At 73.1% G+C, this 16,866-nt stretch carries 19 protein-coding genes and 2 tRNA genes; 2 read left to right on the top strand and 19 right to left on the bottom strand.

Annotated features, from left to right (window positions below):
- Positions 1–4 precede the first annotated feature (4 nt).
- From JUB10_RS10470 to JUB10_RS10445, 6 genes are all read right to left on the bottom strand, one after another.
- Entirely contained in the window at positions 5–1,222 is a 1,218-nt protein-coding gene (locus JUB10_RS10470; protein ID WP_207456516.1) for a molybdopterin molybdotransferase MoeA, read from the bottom strand.
- A complete protein-coding gene (locus tag JUB10_RS10465; RefSeq protein ID WP_242682448.1) occupies positions 1,219–1,458 on the bottom strand; it encodes a DUF6457 domain-containing protein in 240 nt (79 codons plus the stop codon). The genes JUB10_RS10470 and JUB10_RS10465 overlap by 4 nt, the downstream gene beginning before the upstream one ends.
- Positions 1,451–2,062, bottom strand: coding sequence for a molybdenum cofactor guanylyltransferase (mobA, locus tag JUB10_RS10460; RefSeq protein WP_207456515.1), 612 nt, complete (start codon positions 2,060–2,062; stop codon positions 1,451–1,453). Before mobA ends, JUB10_RS10465 begins: the two co-directional genes overlap by 8 nt.
- A gap of 211 nt (positions 2,063–2,273) precedes the next feature.
- A tRNA-Ile gene (locus tag JUB10_RS10455) sits at positions 2,274–2,347 on the bottom strand.
- A gap of 113 nt (positions 2,348–2,460) precedes the next feature.
- On the bottom strand, positions 2,461–3,657 hold the full coding sequence (locus JUB10_RS10450; RefSeq protein ID WP_242682447.1) for a glycosyltransferase: 1,197 nt from the start codon (positions 3,655–3,657) through the stop codon (positions 2,461–2,463).
- Between the two features lie 44 nt (positions 3,658–3,701).
- Positions 3,702–4,709 carry a DMT family transporter gene (locus JUB10_RS10445; RefSeq protein ID WP_307859192.1) on the bottom strand — a complete coding sequence of 336 codons (1,008 nt, stop codon included), beginning with the start codon at positions 4,707–4,709 and terminating at the stop codon, positions 3,702–3,704.
- Between the two features lie 20 nt (positions 4,710–4,729).
- Between JUB10_RS10445 and def the strand changes: the two genes are divergently transcribed.
- Positions 4,730–5,296, top strand: coding sequence for a peptide deformylase (gene def / locus JUB10_RS10440; RefSeq protein WP_207456514.1), 567 nt, complete (start codon positions 4,730–4,732; stop codon positions 5,294–5,296).
- A 79-nt stretch (positions 5,297–5,375) separates the two neighbouring features.
- Entirely contained in the window at positions 5,376–5,687 is a 312-nt protein-coding gene (locus JUB10_RS10435) for a hypothetical protein (protein ID WP_207456507.1), read from the top strand.
- Positions 5,688–5,740: 53 nt separating this feature from the next.
- Here JUB10_RS10435 and JUB10_RS10430 read toward each other — a convergent pair whose 3' ends face one another.
- The 13 genes from JUB10_RS10430 to JUB10_RS10370 all read right to left on the bottom strand — a co-directional run bounded on the left by JUB10_RS10430 (position 5,741) and on the right by JUB10_RS10370 (position 16,829).
- On the bottom strand, positions 5,741–6,055 hold the full coding sequence (locus tag JUB10_RS10430; RefSeq protein ID WP_207456505.1) for an AzlD domain-containing protein: 315 nt from the start codon (positions 6,053–6,055) through the stop codon (positions 5,741–5,743).
- On the bottom strand, positions 6,052–6,732 hold the full coding sequence (locus tag JUB10_RS10425) for an AzlC family ABC transporter permease (protein ID WP_207456503.1): 681 nt from the start codon (positions 6,730–6,732) through the stop codon (positions 6,052–6,054). The genes JUB10_RS10430 and JUB10_RS10425 overlap by 4 nt, the downstream gene beginning before the upstream one ends.
- Positions 6,729–7,604, bottom strand: coding sequence for a sensor histidine kinase (locus tag JUB10_RS10420; protein WP_307859191.1), 876 nt, complete (start codon positions 7,602–7,604; stop codon positions 6,729–6,731). The genes JUB10_RS10425 and JUB10_RS10420 overlap by 4 nt, the downstream gene beginning before the upstream one ends.
- 61 nt (positions 7,605–7,665) lie before the next feature.
- Positions 7,666–7,959: an SHOCT domain-containing protein gene (locus JUB10_RS10415; RefSeq protein ID WP_207456501.1), complete on the bottom strand. Its 294-nt coding sequence runs from the start codon at positions 7,957–7,959 to the stop codon at positions 7,666–7,668.
- A 90-nt stretch (positions 7,960–8,049) separates the two neighbouring features.
- The gene (locus JUB10_RS10410) at positions 8,050–8,733 is read right to left on the bottom strand and encodes a response regulator (protein ID WP_207456500.1); all 684 of its coding nucleotides are present in this window, start codon (positions 8,731–8,733) and stop codon (positions 8,050–8,052) included.
- Positions 8,730–9,959 carry a sensor histidine kinase gene (locus tag JUB10_RS15065; RefSeq protein ID WP_207456498.1) on the bottom strand — a complete coding sequence of 410 codons (1,230 nt, stop codon included), beginning with the start codon at positions 9,957–9,959 and terminating at the stop codon, positions 8,730–8,732. Before JUB10_RS15065 ends, JUB10_RS10410 begins: the two co-directional genes overlap by 4 nt.
- Positions 9,960–10,094: 135 nt before the next feature.
- A tRNA-Asn gene (locus JUB10_RS10400) sits at positions 10,095–10,167 on the bottom strand.
- Positions 10,168–10,204: 37 nt separating this feature from the next.
- On the bottom strand, positions 10,205–11,206 hold the full coding sequence (locus JUB10_RS10395; protein WP_207456496.1) for a lactonase family protein: 1,002 nt from the start codon (positions 11,204–11,206) through the stop codon (positions 10,205–10,207).
- Positions 11,206–12,198: an NAD(P)-dependent oxidoreductase gene (locus tag JUB10_RS10390; protein WP_207456489.1), complete on the bottom strand. Its 993-nt coding sequence runs from the start codon at positions 12,196–12,198 to the stop codon at positions 11,206–11,208. Before JUB10_RS10390 ends, JUB10_RS10395 begins: the two co-directional genes overlap by 1 nt.
- Positions 12,195–13,058 carry an ABC transporter ATP-binding protein gene (locus tag JUB10_RS10385; RefSeq protein ID WP_307859190.1) on the bottom strand — a complete coding sequence of 288 codons (864 nt, stop codon included), beginning with the start codon at positions 13,056–13,058 and terminating at the stop codon, positions 12,195–12,197. The genes JUB10_RS10390 and JUB10_RS10385 overlap by 4 nt, the downstream gene beginning before the upstream one ends.
- Positions 13,055–14,719 carry an ABC transporter ATP-binding protein gene (locus JUB10_RS10380; protein ID WP_207456487.1) on the bottom strand — a complete coding sequence of 555 codons (1,665 nt, stop codon included), beginning with the start codon at positions 14,717–14,719 and terminating at the stop codon, positions 13,055–13,057. The genes JUB10_RS10385 and JUB10_RS10380 overlap by 4 nt, the downstream gene beginning before the upstream one ends.
- Entirely contained in the window at positions 14,716–15,750 is a 1,035-nt protein-coding gene (locus JUB10_RS10375; protein ID WP_207456486.1) for an ABC transporter permease, read from the bottom strand. Before JUB10_RS10375 ends, JUB10_RS10380 begins: the two co-directional genes overlap by 4 nt.
- On the bottom strand, positions 15,750–16,829 hold the full coding sequence (locus JUB10_RS10370) for an ABC transporter permease (protein WP_207456484.1): 1,080 nt from the start codon (positions 16,827–16,829) through the stop codon (positions 15,750–15,752). The genes JUB10_RS10375 and JUB10_RS10370 overlap by 1 nt, the downstream gene beginning before the upstream one ends.
- Between the last annotated feature and the right edge of the window lie 37 nt (positions 16,830–16,866).

Genomic DNA, 16,866 nt, shown 5'->3' with positions numbered 1-16,866 from the left:
AGCGTCACCAGGGAAGGGGCAGCACCGGCACGCTCGTGCCCGCCGGGGCTCCTCCCGCGGGGATCACGGCGACCGCATCCGCCGCGGCGAGCCCGCGGAGCATCCCGGAGCCCTGCCACCGCAGCGGCACGAGCCCGTCGTCCGTCTCCTCGCAGGGCATGAGTCGAACGGATGCCGCGGGCGCGAAGGCCTCCGCCGCGAGCTCGGCGCGGCCGAGGCGCGCGCTGCGCCGTCCGAGCATCCCGTCGACAATCGGTGTGCCGAGCCCCACGAGGCAGAGCATCGCCGCCAGCGGGTTGCCCGGGAGTGCGAGCAGCACCCGACCGCCCGGGAGCGACGCGACCATGACCGGATGCCCCGGCCGCATCGCGACACCGTCGACGACCAGCCGGCCGCCGAGTCCCGAGATGGCCCCGCGCACGAAGTCCGCCGGACCCCGCGCGCTGCCGCCCGTCGTCACGACGAGCGGCGCCTCGGTTGCAGCGAGAGCGGCGAGGGTGGCGCGCGCGTCATCGGGGCACCGCGCGTGCCGCACGATGCCGAGCCCCACGCTGCGGAGCACTCCCGGCAGCGAGGGCCCCAAAGCGTCCCGTACCGCGCCCGGCCGCGGCTCGCCTTCGTCCACGAGCTCGTCGCCCAGCACCAGCAGATCGCCGGCGACCGCCGCGGCGACCGCGAGGTGGTCGTAGCCGGCGGCAGCACAGAGCGCGATACGCGGCGGCGTCAAGGGCAGGCCGGCACGCAGCAGAGGGTCACCTCTCAGCGCCTCCTCTCCGGCCGGGCGCACGTGGTCGCCCGGGCGCGGTGAGCGGGTCGCAAGCGGGCCGAGCCGCAGGGTGCCGCCCACGACGTCGCCGTGTTCGCTACGCAGCACTGCGACAGTGCCAGGAGGCACGGGTGCCCCGGTCGCGATAGGACGAGCCTCGCCCTGCGCCAGGGTCGTGATCGCGGGGACGTCGCCCGCCAGCACGGACTTGCCCACCGTCCATCCACCGTCTGCTCCTGGCTCGGCGACGGCCCAGCCGTCCATCGCCGAGGCATCGAGCCGAGGCATCGCGGAGAGTGCGAAGACGTCGTGGGCCAGCACGCGCCCCGCGGCCTCGGCGAGGGGCACGACGTCCGCGGGCCGCCGAGGAACCGCGGCGCCGAGTGCGAAGGCTGCGTTGCGGGCGTCGGCCCAGCCGATGTTCGTGGCATGAGAGCCGACGAGCGGAGCGGTCATCGCTCGATCTCCCCGGTGACGAGACGCGCGAGCCGCTGCAACTCCTCCGCCCCGCCCCCGGAACGTCCGAGCGCCAGACCGACCAGGAACGTCGTGAGCGGCGCGGCGGGGCGGAGCACACCGTGTGCTGCATCGCGGGCCAGGTCGAGCACGAGCGCGGTGTCGACGAGCTCGCGGGGAACGTCGAGCACGGGCACGATTCGGTCGAGCCATTCGTCGAGGGACTGCTCAGGCATGGGCGACCTCGGGAAGCGCGAGGCCCGCTGCTCGCGCGTCCTCGGCGGTGTCGACGTCCGCGCACAGGTGCGCCGGAAGGGCGACGGTCGCGGCGGGGATCCCGGCGAGCAGGGCCCTGAGCGAGGCGCCTTCCAACGGTCGTTCGGCATCCATCGCCGTGAGCCGCCGCCGTAGCGCGGCGGTGCGGTAGAGCGCGAGCAGCCACTGCGTGCGTCCGTCCGGATCGACGGCGATTGCCGCGTCCGTCGCGCCGTCCGCGTCGGCGGCCCGGTCGAGCAGCACCGGTAGGGCGTCCCGGATGCCCGTGAGGTCCGCCGCGACGAGCGCGGTCCACTCGGCCGGCACATCGTCGACGGCAGCCAGCCCGGCCGCGAGGGCGGCGACGGGGCCACCATATTCGGGAGCCTCGCGCACGACGCGGAGTGCGGCCGTGTCCGTCGCCCCCACCCGTGCCTCCCCCACGACGACCGTCACGGCGGCCGGCCGACAGGCCTGCAGGGCTAGCTGAAGCAAGCTTTCGCCCGCCTCGTTCCGGAGCGCGCACTTGTCGATGCCGCCGAGGCGCGTGGCACGGCCGCCGGCGAGGATCACGGCTTTCCACATGCCGAGAACGCTAACCCCGGTGCGTTTCCGTGTTGTTGCCCCTCCGTCACCGTTGATGACGCCTGCCTCACACGACGCCCGCTGTCTTGAGAGGCGGTCCGTGCATTTCGAGCCGGGCGTCTCGTGCCCGGGGTGCTGCTCTTCGGCGGCACGCTCTGCGTCAGGCCGCTCGGACGATGCCATCCCGTCGGCGCGCTCTCATCAGCAGTTGTAGGGCGGACGGGACTTGAACCCGTGACCGACGGATTATGAGTCCGCTGCTCTAACCGGCTGAGCTACCGCCCCGCGACGATCGTAGTCGCCGCGGCATCCGTCGCCTGCCACACCGCGCCACGAGTGCGCAGCAGGCGTCGACGAGGCAGGCCAGGGTTAGCAGCGCGCACGCGGCGCGGGGGACGTCAGTCCGCGACCGGCTCCCCGCGGTACAGCTTCTCGAACGTCGTCAGCGTCTTCTCGATGTCGTGCGCCTCGACGATGCGCAGGCTCTCGCGCTGCATGGCGAGGTACTCCTCGCGCGGCAGGGTCAGCACCTTGGTGAGCTTCGCCGCGAGGTCCTCGGGGGTGTCCGGCTGGAACAGGTAGCCGTTCTCTCCGTCGTGCACGAGGTGCGGCAGGGCCATCGCGTTCGCGGCGACGACCGGCAGGCCGCTGGCCATGGCCTCCATCGTAGCGATCGACTGCAGCTCGGCGATCGAGGGCATCGCGAAGACGCTCCCCCGGGTCAGGGTCTCGCGCAGTTGGGCATCCGTCGCGTGCCCGGTGAAATGCACGTTCGAGCGGATGCCGAGGTCGACGGCGAGCTGCTGCAGCTGGTGCATCTGGTCGCCGCTGCCGACGATGTCGACCTTGACGTCGAGCTCGGGGTCCATCTGCGCCACGGCCTTCAGCAGCACGTGGATGTGCTTCTCCCCCGTCACGCGCCCGACGAACACGACGCGGTTCTCGGTGCGCGGGGTGAGATCGGCGGTGTAGTCGGAGGCGTTGATGCCGCAGGAGATCGCGTGCACGCCGCGCAGGTGCGTCTCCTTCTCTAGGAACATCGCCGCCTTGCGGGTCGGCGTCGTCACCTGCTCCGCGTAGCTGAACGTCTTGGCGGCGTCCTTCCACGCGATCTCGATCGCCTTGTCACGCAGCCCCTCGGGCAGCAGCGAGTGCTCGATCAGGTTCTCCGGCATGAAGTGGTTCGTGCCGATGATCCGGATGCCGCGGGCGGCGGCCTGACGCACGAGGCCGCGGCCGACGACGATGTGCGACTGGAAGTGCACGACGTCGGGCTTGAACTCGTCGAGGATCTTCGCCGTGTTCGGCTGCACGCGGAACGGGATCGCGAAGCGCAGCCAGTCGTGGGGGTACCAGCGCAGCGAGAAGAGTCGGTGCACGGTGAGCGCCTGGCCGTCGTAGACCTCGGTGAAGGTGCCGTGCTTGCGGTTGAACGCCGGCGCGACGACGTGCACGTCGTGTCCGCGACCGGCGAGGCCGACGGCGAGGCGCTCGGTGAACTTCGCCGCCCCGTTCACGTCGGGGGTGAAGGTGTCGGCGCCGATGAGGATGCGCAGCGGGGCCGCCGTTCCGGCGGTCGAGGAATCGTCAGTCAAGACCTGTGGTGTCCTCGTTCGTCGAAATCATCGGGTCCACCCTATTAGGCCGTGACCTGGGGGTGATGCTTGGCCAGTTGGAACACTCCGTAGATCGCGACGACCCCGAAGACGGCGAACAGCACGAGCGCGTAGACGGGGGCGGTGGCCGCCTCGCCGAGCACGAGGATGCCGATGGCGACGGCGATCAGCGGATCGACGACGGTGAGGCCGGCGATCACGAGGTCGGGCGGCCCGGACGAGTAGGCGTTCTGCACGAACCAGGCGCCGAGCGCGGCCGCGGCGAGCAGCGCCGCGAGGCACAGCAGGGTGAGGATCTCGAAGTCGCCCTGGAAGATGCGCACGAGCACGACCTTCGCGAGCGTCGCGACGAAGCCGTAGAGCACGCCCGCGCCGATGATGTAGAGCAGCGCGCCCGCACGGTCGCGGAGCCAGACGAAGGCGGCGAAGAACGCGACGATCGTCACGCCGAGGATCGCGAGGATCGTCAGCAGTTGCTGCTCAGTGATCTTCGACTCGACGCCGAAGATCGCCGCGAGCACGACGAAGAGCGCGATGCCGCCGACGCACAGTGCGATCGAGCGCACGGATGCCCGGTTGAGCTTCGACTGGGAGATGCGGGCGTTCATGAACGCGGTGATCACGAGCGCGATCGCGCCGACGGGCTGCACGACGATGAGCGGCGCCATCGACAGCGCGGTCAGCTGCAGCAGGATCGCCAGGCCGAGGAGCACGGTGCCGAGCAGCCAGGAGGGACGCCGGAGGAGATCGAGGATCTGCTGCCGCCCGAGGCCGCGGATCTCCTGCAGCTCCTCGCGGGCGACGGCCTCGACCTTCGCCACGCCGGCGTGCTGCAGCTGGGCGCCGCCCGACATGCACGCGGCACCGATCACGGCGAGGACGATGGCGATCCAGGTGCGCGGGTCGCCGACCGTCCGGCGGGCCTCTTCGAACCCGGCGAGGGCGTCGGGCAGGCTCACGGGCGGCTCCGGGACGGGGACGGGGGCGACCGGAGGGGTCGCCGTGCGGACGACGCCGAGCCTAGCGGGCACCAACGAATAGGCTTGGAGGCATGGCCGTGCTCCCCATCAGAATCACCGGGGACCCCGTCCTCCACACCCCCGCCGAGCCCGTCACCTCGTTCGACGAGGAGCTGCGCACCCTGGTCGCCGACATGTACGACACGATGGCGGCCGCGCCCGGCGTCGGTCTCGCCGGCCCGCAGGTCGGGGTGCCGCTGCGCCTGTTCGTCTTCGACTGGACGGACGAGGAGGGCGAGCGCCACCGCGGCGAGGCGATCAACCCCGTGCTCTGGATCAGCCCCGCGCCGATCGCCGAGGCGGACGAGGACGAGGACTCCGAGGGCTGCCTCTCGATTCCCGGGGAGCGGTTCCCGCTGCTGCGCTCGGAACGCGCCCTCCTGCGGGCGACCGACCTCGAGGGCCGCGACTACGAGATCGAGGCGGAAGGCTGGCTCGCCCGCATCTTCCAGCACGAGTACGACCACCTGAACGGCGTGCTCTACGCCGACCGACTCGAGTACCCCTACGCCCGCACGCTCGCGAAGACCATCAAGAAGCGCAGCTGGGGCGGGCCGGGGCAGAAGTGGATGCCGGGCGTCGACGACCTCGAGGGCTGAGCCGGATCTCATCCTCCGGTCGCATCGACGGCGACTCCGGGCGGATGCCGCGGCGCGGGCACTCGACGAGGCTCGGACCATGACCGACACGCACGTCCTCGACCAGACCCCCGCCACGCCGGACCACGCGCCGGAGCGTCCCGCCGAGCAGACCCTCGGCCTGGTCGCCATGATCCTCTCGCTCACCGCGGTGGTGACGGGCTTCAACACCCCGCTCGCGATCGCCGGGCTCGTCGTCGGCATCATCGCGGCGCGGCGCGAGTCGCGCCGGGCGTTCGCCCTCACGGGCGTCTGGGTCGGCGCCGGCATCCTCGTGCTGGAGTTCCTCGGCCTGGTCGGGATGCTCGGCGCCGGAGCGGCGACGCTGCTGCTGCACGTGATCGCGTACTGACACGCGCGGCCCGACGGGGCACGACGGCGGCCCGACCCTGATCGCGCCCCGACTCAGACCGCGAGGCCGGCCGCGCGGAGCAGCGCGGCGCACAGCGCCGCGGCGACGAGGGCGACGATGAAGGGCGCCCGCAGCGCGAACAGGATCGCGGCGAGCACGACCGCGGGCAGGCGCGCGTCGACGACGACGGCCTGACCCTGCCCCAGCGTCTGCACCGCGACGAGCGCCGCCAGCAGGGCGACCGTCAGGAGATCGCTCGTGCGGGAGATCCGCGGCTTCTCGAGCACCGCCGGCGGCACGAGGTAGCCGGCGATCTTGAGCGCGAGCACCGCGATGCCCGCGAGCAGCACGACCTGCCAGACGGTCACGGCTCCCGCCTCCCCAGCCAGTCGGTGAGCCCGACGACCACGGCGACCGCCGCGGCCGCGAGCACCGGCAGCCCGGTCGGGAGCGCCGGCGTCAGGGCGGTCGCGACGACGGCGGCGGCCACCGCGACGGCGATCGGCTGCCGGGCGTGCAGCCGCGGCCAGAGCAGGCCGACGAACGCAGCGGCCGCCGCGGCGTCGAGCCCGTAGGCGCGGGGGTCGCCGAGCAGGTCGCCGAGCAGTGCGCCCGCGAGCGTCGTGGCGTTCCAGCCGATGAAGATCGCAGCGCCGGTCACCCAGAAGCCGATCCGCTGCGCCCGGCCGGGCGGCTGCGAGATCGCGACCGCGGTCGACTCGTCGATCGTCAGATGCGCCGCGACGAGGGTGCGCCAGATCGGCCGCCGCCCGACGACCGACGCCATCCGCATGGCGTAGAAACTGTTCCGCGCCCCGAGCAGCGCGGCGCCGGCGATGGCAGCACCGCCGGTGCCGCCGCCGGCGAGCACGCCGATGAGCGCGAACTGGCTGCCCCCGGAGAACATCAGCAGGCTGAGCACGGACGTCTGCCAGACGTCGAGTCCGGATGCCACGCTGAGCGCCCCGAAGCTGATGCCGTAGGCGGCCACCGGCAGCGCGACGCTGAGGGCCGCCCGCCAGGCGGCCGAGTCGGTGGGGCTCACCGCCGTGTCAGGTCGACGCCGTGGACGCCGTTGTGGTGCTTGAGGGTCGGGAAGACCGCGGAGACCGAGAACCCGATGCCCGGCACGGTCACGGCGGTGAAGACGCCGCCGAAGAGTTCCGTGCGCTCGCGCATCTCGGCGATGCCGGGGCCGGTGGGTGTGCGGGTGAGGGCGTCGACGTCGTCGCGCACGCCGTACGCGGCATCCGATTCGTCGCCCTCGCGGCGGCGCCGGGCGCGGTCGCCGTCGTCGTCGACCTGCACGCGCAGCCCGTCGCCGGTCCAGGTGAACGCGACCTTCACCTGCGTGCCCTCTCCCCCGTAGCGAAGCGAGTTCGACAGCGCCTCCTGCAGGATGCGGAAGATCGCGAGCTCGGCGCCCTGCTGCAGCGGGAAGGGCGTGCCCGACTCCTCGAAGGCGATGTCGAGGCCGGCGTCGCGGTGCACCGCGAAGAGGTCGCGGAGAGTGCGCTGGGCGGGCTGCGCGTTGGCATCCGCCTGGCTGTCCCGCACGATCGAGAGGATGCGGCGCATGTCGCCGAGCGTCGCGCGGGCGGTGCGCTGGATCGCGCCGACCGAGCGCAGGGTAGCCGACGGGTCGCGCTCGGCGGTCAGCCGGGCGCCGTCGGCCTCGGTGATGATCGTGCCGACGTTGCGGACGGCCACCTCGTGCAGCTCCCGGATGATCCGGAGCCGCCCGTTCTGCTCCGCGAGCGTGTACTCGAGCTCGCGAGAGGAGCCGAGGTCGCGGCGGGCGCGGCGGACCTGAGCCCTTGCCCGCAGCCACAGCACGAGCAGCACGACGGCGAGGGCGAGGAAGGCGGCGGCGGATGCGGCGACGAGCGTGACGTTCTCGCTGATCCACTGATCCACGCAGGCCTCCCTCCGGAGCCACGGGGCGCGGCTCCGGAAGGAAGACTAGCCGTGGGCGGCGCTACTTCTGGGGCTGCGGGCGGCCCGCGCGCAGCACGTCGAGGCGCTGCCGGTACTCCGTCTCGTCGATCTCGCCGCGCGCGAACCGTTCGCCGAGCACCTGCTCGGCGCTCGCGGCCGCGCGCCACGCGGACGGGCCGCCGTGCTGCCAGAGCTGCCGGTTGCGGCGGGCGAACACGACCGCGAGCACGATCAGCGTGGCGAGCACGAGCAGCCAGAAGATCGGGCCGATGAGCCAGAACGGACTGAAGCCGGGGCCGAAGCCTGGGCCGAATCGGGTGATGAGCTCGAGCATGTCTTCTCCTAACGCAGGGGCCCTCGAGGGCCGCTCATAGCGTCGCGCCGGAGCATGCGCGGGCGAATCCGCCGCCGGGAGTCTTTCCCGCTACTCCCCCGGGAGTGCCCGCTCGCCCTGCCCGGGCGTCACGAGGCCGCTCTCGTACGCGAGCACCACGAGCTGCACGCGGTCGCGGGCGCCGAGCTTGCCGAGGATGCGGGAGACGTGGGTCTTCGCCGTCAGCGGGCTGAGGTGGAGGCGGCCGCCGATCTCCTCGTTCGTGAGTCCCTGGCCGACGAGGGCGAGCACCTCGCGCTCCCGGTCGGTGAGGCCTGCGAGCCGCCGCTCGTCCGGCGGCCGGCGGAGCGAGTCCGACACCGACTCCAGCAGCCGCCGGGTGACCGTCGGACTGAGCAGCGCGTCACCGGCCGCGGCGACGCGCACCGCCCGGATGAACTCGACCGGCTCCGCGTCCTTGACGAGGAAGCCGCTCGCGCCGGCACGGATGGCCCGCACGACGTACTCGTCGAGCTCGAACGTCGTCACGATCACGACGCGGGTGGGCGCGGTCGCCGGGTCGGCGGCGATGCGCTCGGTCGCCCAGAGCCCGTCGCCCTCCGGCATCCGGATGTCCATGAGCACGACGTCCGGGCGCTCGCGTGCGACGAGGGCGACCGCGTCGGCGCCCGTTCCGGCCTCGCCGACGACCTCGAGGTCGGGCTCGGCGTCGAGCAGGGCGCGCAGCCCGGCGCGGATCAACGGCTGGTCGTCGGCCACGGCGACCCGGATCACGGGTTCTCCCTCCTGATCGGGATGCGGGCCTCCACGGCGAAGCCGCCGCCCGGGCGCGGGCCGGCGGACAGGGTGCCGCCGAGCAGCGCCGCGCGCTCGTGCATGCCGAGGATGCCGCGGCCGTCGCCGCCCGCCGCGCCGCCGCGTCCGTCGTCGCTCACCGTCGCGATCCACGCGCCGTCGCGCTCCGCGAGCACGACCTCGGCCGAGGCGGCGCCCGAGTGACGCGCGACGTTGGTCAGCGACTCCTGCACGATCCGGTACAGCGCGAGCTGCACGGGGCGCGGCACGCCGGGCCCGAGGGACGTGTCGAGCCGCACGTCGATTCCCTGGGCGCGGAAGGATGCCACGAGCGCGTCGAGCCGCGACAGGTCCGGCTCGGGCACGAGCGGGGCCTCCGCGTCGTCGGAGCGCAGCACTCCGAGCACGTGCCGCACCTCCTCGAGCGCGGTCTTCGACGTGTCGCGAACCGACGCGAGCGCCTCGCGCGCCTTCTCGGGGTCGCGCTCGGAGAGGTGGAGCCCGACGCCCGCCTGCAGGCTGATCTGGCTGAGCGAGTGCGCGAGCACGTCGTGCAGTTCGCGGGCGATGCGCACGCGCTCGGCCTGCAGGGCGTCGCGCTGCGCCGTCTCGCGCGCCAGAGCGTCCGCTGCGGCCCGCTCGCGCCGGCCGCGCACCGCCTCCCCGGCGCCGAACGCGACGACGGCCGCGACCGTGCCGGCGGCGAGCAGAGGGGTCGGCAGGTCGACGCCGAGCATCGGGGCGACGACGAGCAGCAGGAGGCCGAGCACCGCGACGGAGATCCACGCCCAGACGCGCGCACCGTGCACGACGGCGGCGACGATCGCGAAGGCGAGGGCGACGAAGGGCGGCCAGAAGCGGTCGTCGCCGGCGACGAGGGCGTCGGCGACCGCGAGACCCGCGACCACCGCGACGACCGGTCCCGGAGCGCGGCGCGCGGCGACGAGGGCGGCGGCCGCGAGGAGCGTGATCGCGAGCAGGGCGAGCGCCTGATCCAGGTCGAGCGAGAACGGGGCACGGCGGCCGGGACCGCCGCGGAACACCCAGCGCGGGGCGAGCAGAGTGCCGAGGTACGGCGGCACCTGCACGACGAGGGTCGCGACGACCGGGGCCCAGAGCCGGAGAGCACGGCGGCGGGCGGGCGCGGAGGCAGGGCGCGGCACGGGGCGGTCCCCGGCGCGCTCCCCCGGCTCCGGGCTCCGCATGTGCCGATGCTAGGCGAGGCCACCGCCGTGCGGCATCCGCTCTCCGGCGTCCGGGCCGTACTCCCCCGGGAGTAGTGCCCGCGGGATGGCGGGCAAAAGGAAAGGCCCCCACCGCGAACGGTGGGGGCCAGTGAGCTCCCCGACTTGGACTCGAACCAAGAACCTGCCGGTTAACAGCCGGCTGCTCTGCCAATTGAGCTATCGAGGATCACGCCTGAACAGCCCCACTACTCTATCGCACGTTTTCAGCGCGCAAGACCACTCGCCGCGTCGGCGGGAAGAAGGAGTGTCGGCGAGGGCACCGCGACCTGATCGCCGACGGGGGTGAGAGCTCCCTCGGCCACGGTGAAACGCTCGACGGTGTCGCTGCGCTGACCCGTGACGTGGGCGATTCCGTCGACGAGCACGTGGTGCCGGGGCCACGAGCCGATCATCCGGGCGGATGCCACGGGCCGCGCGGCGACGCCGTCGGCGTCGAGCTCGACGAGCGCGATGCGGTCGCTGCCGCGGAGCCCGGCTGTCGCGTAGCGGCCGTCGGCGGTGATGGAGAGCCCGGCCGCGGCGTCATCCGCCACCGGGTCGTCGACGACGGGAACTGACGCGACGAGTTCCACGGTGTCGCCGTCCACGGCGAGCGTCGCGATCTGCGGCTCGAGCTCGGTGAGCACGATGACGCGCCCCGACGGGTGCAGGGCGAGATCGCGCGGACCGGAGCCCGCCGGCATCCGCACCTCGCCCGCGGGGACGAGGGCGGCCCCGTCGCGGCGGAAGACGCGCACGAGGTCGCTGCCGAGGTCGGCCGCGAGCACGAGGCCGCCGACTTCGAGACTCGAGTGGGCGCGAGCGTTCGCCTGGTTGGGGTGCGGCCCGCCGCCCTCGCCGGCGAACACGTCGACCACGCGCACCGGCGTGCCCTCCGCGCCGAGCGCGACGGTGACGAGGCGCCCGTCGCCGTAGCAGGCGACCGTGGCCGACCCGGAGCTCAGCGCGATGTGGCAGGGCACCCCGCCGCCGAGGTCGACACCGCCGAGCGGCGTGAGCGCGCCCGGGCCGTCGACCCGGTAGGCCTCGAGCCGGCCCTCGTGCTCGAGCACCGCGTAGAGCACGGGAAGGGTGGGATGCAGGGCGAGGAAGGACGGGCTCGGGGCATCCGTCACCGCGCGGTAGCCCGCGTCGTCGAGCCAACCGATGCCGGTCGCCGTGCCCTCCATGTCCGAGGTGTACGAGCCGACCCAGAACGCGCCCATCAGTAGCCCTCCGCCGGGTTCACGACGCCGACGAACTCGCCGTCGCCGACGAACGCCGCCGTGTTGGCCTTGATCCGCTCCGCGAGCAGCGGCGCGACCATCTCCTCGGTGTCGGCGGCGTGCGGCGTGATGAGGGCGCGCGGCGAGCCCCAGAGCGCGTGCCCCTCGGGCAGCGGCTCCGGATCGGTCACGTCGAGCGCGGCATCGGCCAGCTCGCCGGCCTCGAGCGCGGCGACGAGCGCGTCGGTGTCGACGAGCCCGCCGCGCGCGATGTTGACGAGCACGGCGGTCGGCTTCATGAGCGAGAACTCCCGCTCGCCCAGCAGCTTGCTCGTGCCCTGGGTCAGGGCCGCGGCGACGACGACGACGTCGGCATCCGGCAGCACCTCGGCGAGCCGGTCGCTCGTGACCGTGCGCTCGGCGCCCTCGACTGGATCGGCCGAGCGTCGGACGATCGTGACGCGGGTGTCGAACGGCTGCAGCAGCCGCAGCAGCTCGATCGCGATGCCGCCGGCGCCGATGACGACGACGTTCAGCCCGTAGAGGGAGGTGCCGGCCTTCGGCGCCTCGTCGGCCCAGCGCTTGGCTCGGGCGCGCACGTGGAGCTTGCGCAGCAGCGCGAGCGTGAGGGTGAGCGCGTGCTCCGCGACGGGCTGCGCGTAGGCGCCCTTCGCGCTGGTGAACACGGGCAGGTCCTTCTGGGCGAACGGCGCGAGCACGTCGGCGAAGGCGTCGACGCCCGCCCACGGCAGCTGCACCCAACCGATGCCGGGGTGGCGCTCGAGCACGTCGGCCGCCTCCTGTGCGCGGGAGTAGGACAGCCACACCAGCCCGCGGGTCTCGTCGGACAGCGGCGCGACAGTGCCGCCCGCCTCCTCGATCGCCCGGACGAAGCGCTCCTCGGGCTCCGGGAGCACCGCGATGGGACCGGGCTCCGGCCGGGTCGTCGGGGTGTGGCCGCCCGGGGCGAGCACGGCGCGGTGCTGACTCATCTGTCCTCCCGTCGCGCGGGCTGGATCGGGACGGCGCCGGTGGTCGGCAGGTCGCCCGTCATCGCCCGCGAGAGCGTCTTCAGGTAGGGGTGGTCGGGGTGTTCGAAGAGCTCCTGCAGCGTGCCGATCGCGAGGAACACCCCGCGGTGCATCACGGCGATGCGGTCGGCGATCTTTGCGACGTCGGCGAAGTCGCTGCCGACGAGCACCGCGGAGAACTGGCGGGAGCGGCGGATGTCGCGCAGCGCGTCGAGCACGCCGGCGCGCGCCGTGACGTCGACGCCCGACGTGAAGTCGTCGGCGACGAGCAGCGGCGGCTCGAGCACGAGCGCCTTGGCGAGGGCGGCGCGCTGGCGCTGGCCGCGCGAGAGCTCGAACGGGTACTTCGTCATCGCGCCGAGCGGCAGCCGCACGATGTCGATCGCCGCCGCGACGGCCTCGCCCGCGGCGCGGCGGTCGAAGCGGCGGTCGCGGGAGTAGATGGGTTCGGCGACGTTCTCGCCGATTGTGAGGTGCGGGTCGAGCCTGCCCCCGGCATCCTGCGGCAGGTGCCCGACGCTGAGGTGCAGGCGCTCGCGCTTGCGGGTGCCGAGCCGGCGGAGGTCGGTGCCGAGCACCGACAGGGTGCCGCCCGCGATCTCGGGGCTGCGCTCGCCGTCGAGGCCCGCGTAGCCGGCGAGGGCGAGCGCGAGCGTCGACTTGCCCGCGCCCGCCTCGCCCACGATCGCGAGGATCTCGCCGTGCCGCACCTCGAAGCTGACGCCGGCCACGGCCGTGTGCCGCGGCGAGGCGCCCCGCCGCGGGTACTCGAGCGAGAGGTCCCGCGCGAGCACGGCCAGGCCGACGTCGGGCTCGGTCACGAGGTGCTCCTCCCTCCGAGGCGCGCGAGTTCGAGCCGGCGCTCCGCCTGGGCGACCGGGTCGGGCACGGGCAGCGACGCGAGCAGCCGCTTGGTGTAGTCGTGCTTCGGCGCGCCGAGCACCTCCGCCCCCGTGCCCTCCTCGACCAGTCGACCCGCGTAGAGCACCGCGATGCGGTCGGCGAGCAGGTCGACGACGGCGAGGTCGTGGCTGATGAAGAGGGCCGCGAAGCCGAGGTCGCGCTGCAGCTCGGCGAAGAGCTCGAGCACGCGCGCCTGCACCGACACGTCGAGCGCGCTCGTCGGCTCGTCGGCGATCAGCAGCGTCGGCGACAGCGCGATCGCGCGGGCGAGGCTCGCGCGCTGACGCTGACCGCCCGAGAGCTCGTGCGGGAAGCGGTCACCGAAGTGCCGCGGCAGCTGCACCGCCTCGAGCAGCTCGTCGACGCGGGCGCGGGCGTCCTGCGCGGACTCGGCGCGGGAGTGCACGACGAGCGGCTCCGCCACGTTGTCGGCGATCGTGAGGAGCGGGTTGAAGCTCGTGGCCGGATCCTGGAACACGAACCCGATCTCCGGGCGCAGCGGCGCGAGGTCGCGGTAACGGGCGCCGAGCAGCTCGGTGCCGAGCACCGACAGCGACCCGCCGGTGACGCGGGTGAGCCCCGCGATCGCCCGGCCGATCGTCGTCTTGCCCGATCCGGACTCGCCGACCAGGCCGAGCACCTCGCCGCGGGCGATCGAGAAGCTCACGTCGTCGACCGCGCGGAAGCCCTTCCGGCCGAGACGGCCGGGGTACTCGATCACGAGGTTCCTCGCGACGACGACGTCCTCGCGCTCCCCCGTGCGCTCGGCGGCGCGGGCCGCGGCGCGGGCGGGTCCCTCGCCGAGCTTCGGCACGGCGGCGAGCAGTCGCTTGGTGTACTCGTGCTGCGGCGCGGCGAAGAGCGTCCTGGCATCCGCCTGCTCGACGAGCTTGCCCTGGTACATCACGGCGACGCGGTCGGCGAGGTCGGCGACGACGCCCATGTTGTGCGTGATGAGCACGATCGCGGTACCGAAGTCGTCGCGCAGGCTGCGCAGCAGGTCGAGGATCTCGGCCTGCACCGTGACGTCGAGCGCCGTCGTCGGCTCGTCCGCGACGATGAGCGACGGGCGGAGCACGAGGGCCATCGCGATGACCACGCGCTGCTTCTGCCCGCCCGAGAACTGGTGCGGGTAGTAGTCGACGCGCCGCTCGGGATCGGGGATGCCGACCGTGCGGAGGATGTCGATCGCCTTCGTTCGGGCCTCGCGGCGCGACATCCGGCCGTGCGCCCTGAGCCCCTCCGCGATCTGCCAGCCGACGGTGTAGACGGGGTTGAGCGCGGTGGAGGGCTCCTGGAACACCATCGCCACGTCTTCGCCGCGCGTGCGGCGCAGGTCGGCGGGCGAGAGCGAGAGCACGTCCTTGCCGGTGAGCACGACGGCGCCCGACGAGGTCGCGGTCTCGGGGAGCAGGCGGAGGATCGTCTTCGCGGTGACGGACTTGCCGCTGCCGGACTCGCCGACGATCGCGAGCACCTCCCCCGCGTCGACCGAGAGGCTGACCCCGTCGACGGCGCGGACGTCGCCGCCGTCGGTCGCGAATGTGACGTTCAGATCGCGGATGTCGACGACGCTCATGCGCGGACCTCTCCGGGGTTCGGGAGCTCGTCCTGCAGGCTCGTGGTCGGCGAGTTCGCGCCGCCGGGCACGACGCTCACCGGGTCGCCGGCGGGCGGCGGGGTGTTGTCGGCGCGACGCCGGGCGCGGAGCCGCGGGTCGGCGAGGTCGTTGAGGCTCTCGCCGACGAGGGTCATTCCGAGCACGACGAGCACGATCGCGAGACCCGGGAAGACCGAGGTCCACCAGATGCCGCTCGTCACGTCGCCGATCGCGCGGTTGAGGTCGAAGCCCCACTCGGCGCCGGAGGTCGGCTCGATGCCGAAACCGAGGAAGCCGAGCCCCGCGAGGGTGAGGATCGCCTCGGACGCGTTGAGCGTGAACAGCAGCGGCAGCGTGCGGGTCGCGTTGCGCAGCACGTGCTTGAACAGGATGCGCGGCGTCGACGCGCCGATGACGCGGGCCGCCTCGACGAATGCCTCCGACTTGATGCGGACGGTCTCTGCGCGGATGACCCGGAAGTACTGCGGGATGAACACGACGGTGATCGAGATCGCCGCGGCGAGGACGCCGCCGAAGACGCTCGACTGCCCGCCCGAGATGACGATCGCGACGACGATCGCGAGCAGCAGGCTCGGGAACGCGTACACGGCGTCGGCGACGACGACGAGGATGCGGTCGAGCCAGCCGCCGAGGTAGCCGGAGACCACCCCGAGGATGACGCCGACGAACAGCGACATCGCGACGGCGACGACGATCACGAGCAGAGCGGTCCGGGTGCCCCAGATCACGCGGGAGAGCACGTCGTACCCGCCGACCGTGGTGCCGAGCAGGTGCTCCGAGCTCGGCGGCTGCTGGGCGCCGAAGGCGCCGTCCTCGTCGCGCAGCTGCGCGAACCCGTAGGGCGCGAGCAGCGGAGCGAGCAGCGCGACGAGCAGGAACATGCCGATGATGACGACGCCCGTGACGAGCATGCCTCGCTGCAGCCCGACGGACTGGCGCAGCTGGTGGACGACGGGCAGGCGGGAGAGGACGGGGCGCCGGGCGGCCATCAGAACCTCACTCTCGGGTCGATGAGGGCGGCGATGATGTCGACCACGAAGTTGGTGAGGGCGACGATCACCGCGAGGAGCGCGACGATGCCCTGCACGGCGACGAAGTCGCGCGCGCCGAGGTAGCGGGCGAGCTGGAAGCCGAGGCCCTCCCACTCGAACGTCGTCTCGGTGAGTACGGCGCCGCCGAGCAGCATCGCGATCTGCAAGCCGATGACCGTGACGATCGGGATGAGCGCGGGGCGGTACGCGTGCTTGCGCACGAGCCGGGACTCGGGCACGCCGCGCGAGCGGGCCGCGTCGACGTAGTCCATCGAGAGCGTGCCGATCATGTTCGTGCGGACGAGGCGGAGGAACACGCCCGCCGTGAGCAGGCCGAGCGCGAGCGCCGGCAGCACGGCGTGCGAGAGCACGTCGCCGATCACCGACGCGTTGCCGAGGCGGATCGCGTCGATCAGGTAGATGCCCGTCGGGTCGTCGACGTTCTGCAGCCGCAGCTCGGTGCGGGTGCCGGCTCGACCGGCGACGGGCAGCCAGCCGAGGGCGACCGAGAAGACGAGCTTCAGCAGCAGACCGGCGAAGAAGACCGGGGTCGCGTAGCAGAGGATCGCGAAGACACGGAGCACCGCGTCGGGCCAGCGGTCGCGGAGGTAGGCGGCGAGCATGCCGAGCGGGATGCCGACGAGGAACGCGACGAGAAGCGCGTAGAACGCGAGCTCGACGGTCGCGGCGCCGAAGGTCGTGAGGATCTCGGTGACCGGCCGGTTGTCGGTGAGGGCGGTGCCGAAGTCGCCGCGCAGGATGTCGCCGAGGTACTCGAAGTACTGCACGAGCACGGGCCGGTCGTAGCCGGCCTCGGCGATCCGCTCCCGCAGCTGGTCGGGTGGTAGACGCCCGCCGAGCGCGGCGGTGATCGGGTCGCCGATCGTGCGCATCAGCAGGAAGACCATCGTCACGAGGATGAAGATGGTCGGGAAGATCAGGAGGAAGCGGACGAGGATGTAGCGGCCGAGGCCGCCGCCTGCGCTGCGCGGCTTCTTCGTGGGGGCCGCGGCGGGGGCATCCGTTGTCGTGGTCATGTGGTGGTGCCTCTTCGTCAGGAGGGGCAGGCGCCGC

This window comes from Desertivibrio insolitus (assembly GCF_017355965.1).
GTDB lineage: Bacteria > Actinomycetota > Actinomycetes > Actinomycetales > Microbacteriaceae > JAFIQW01.
This window is presented reverse-complemented; position numbering and strand designations above follow the sequence as displayed.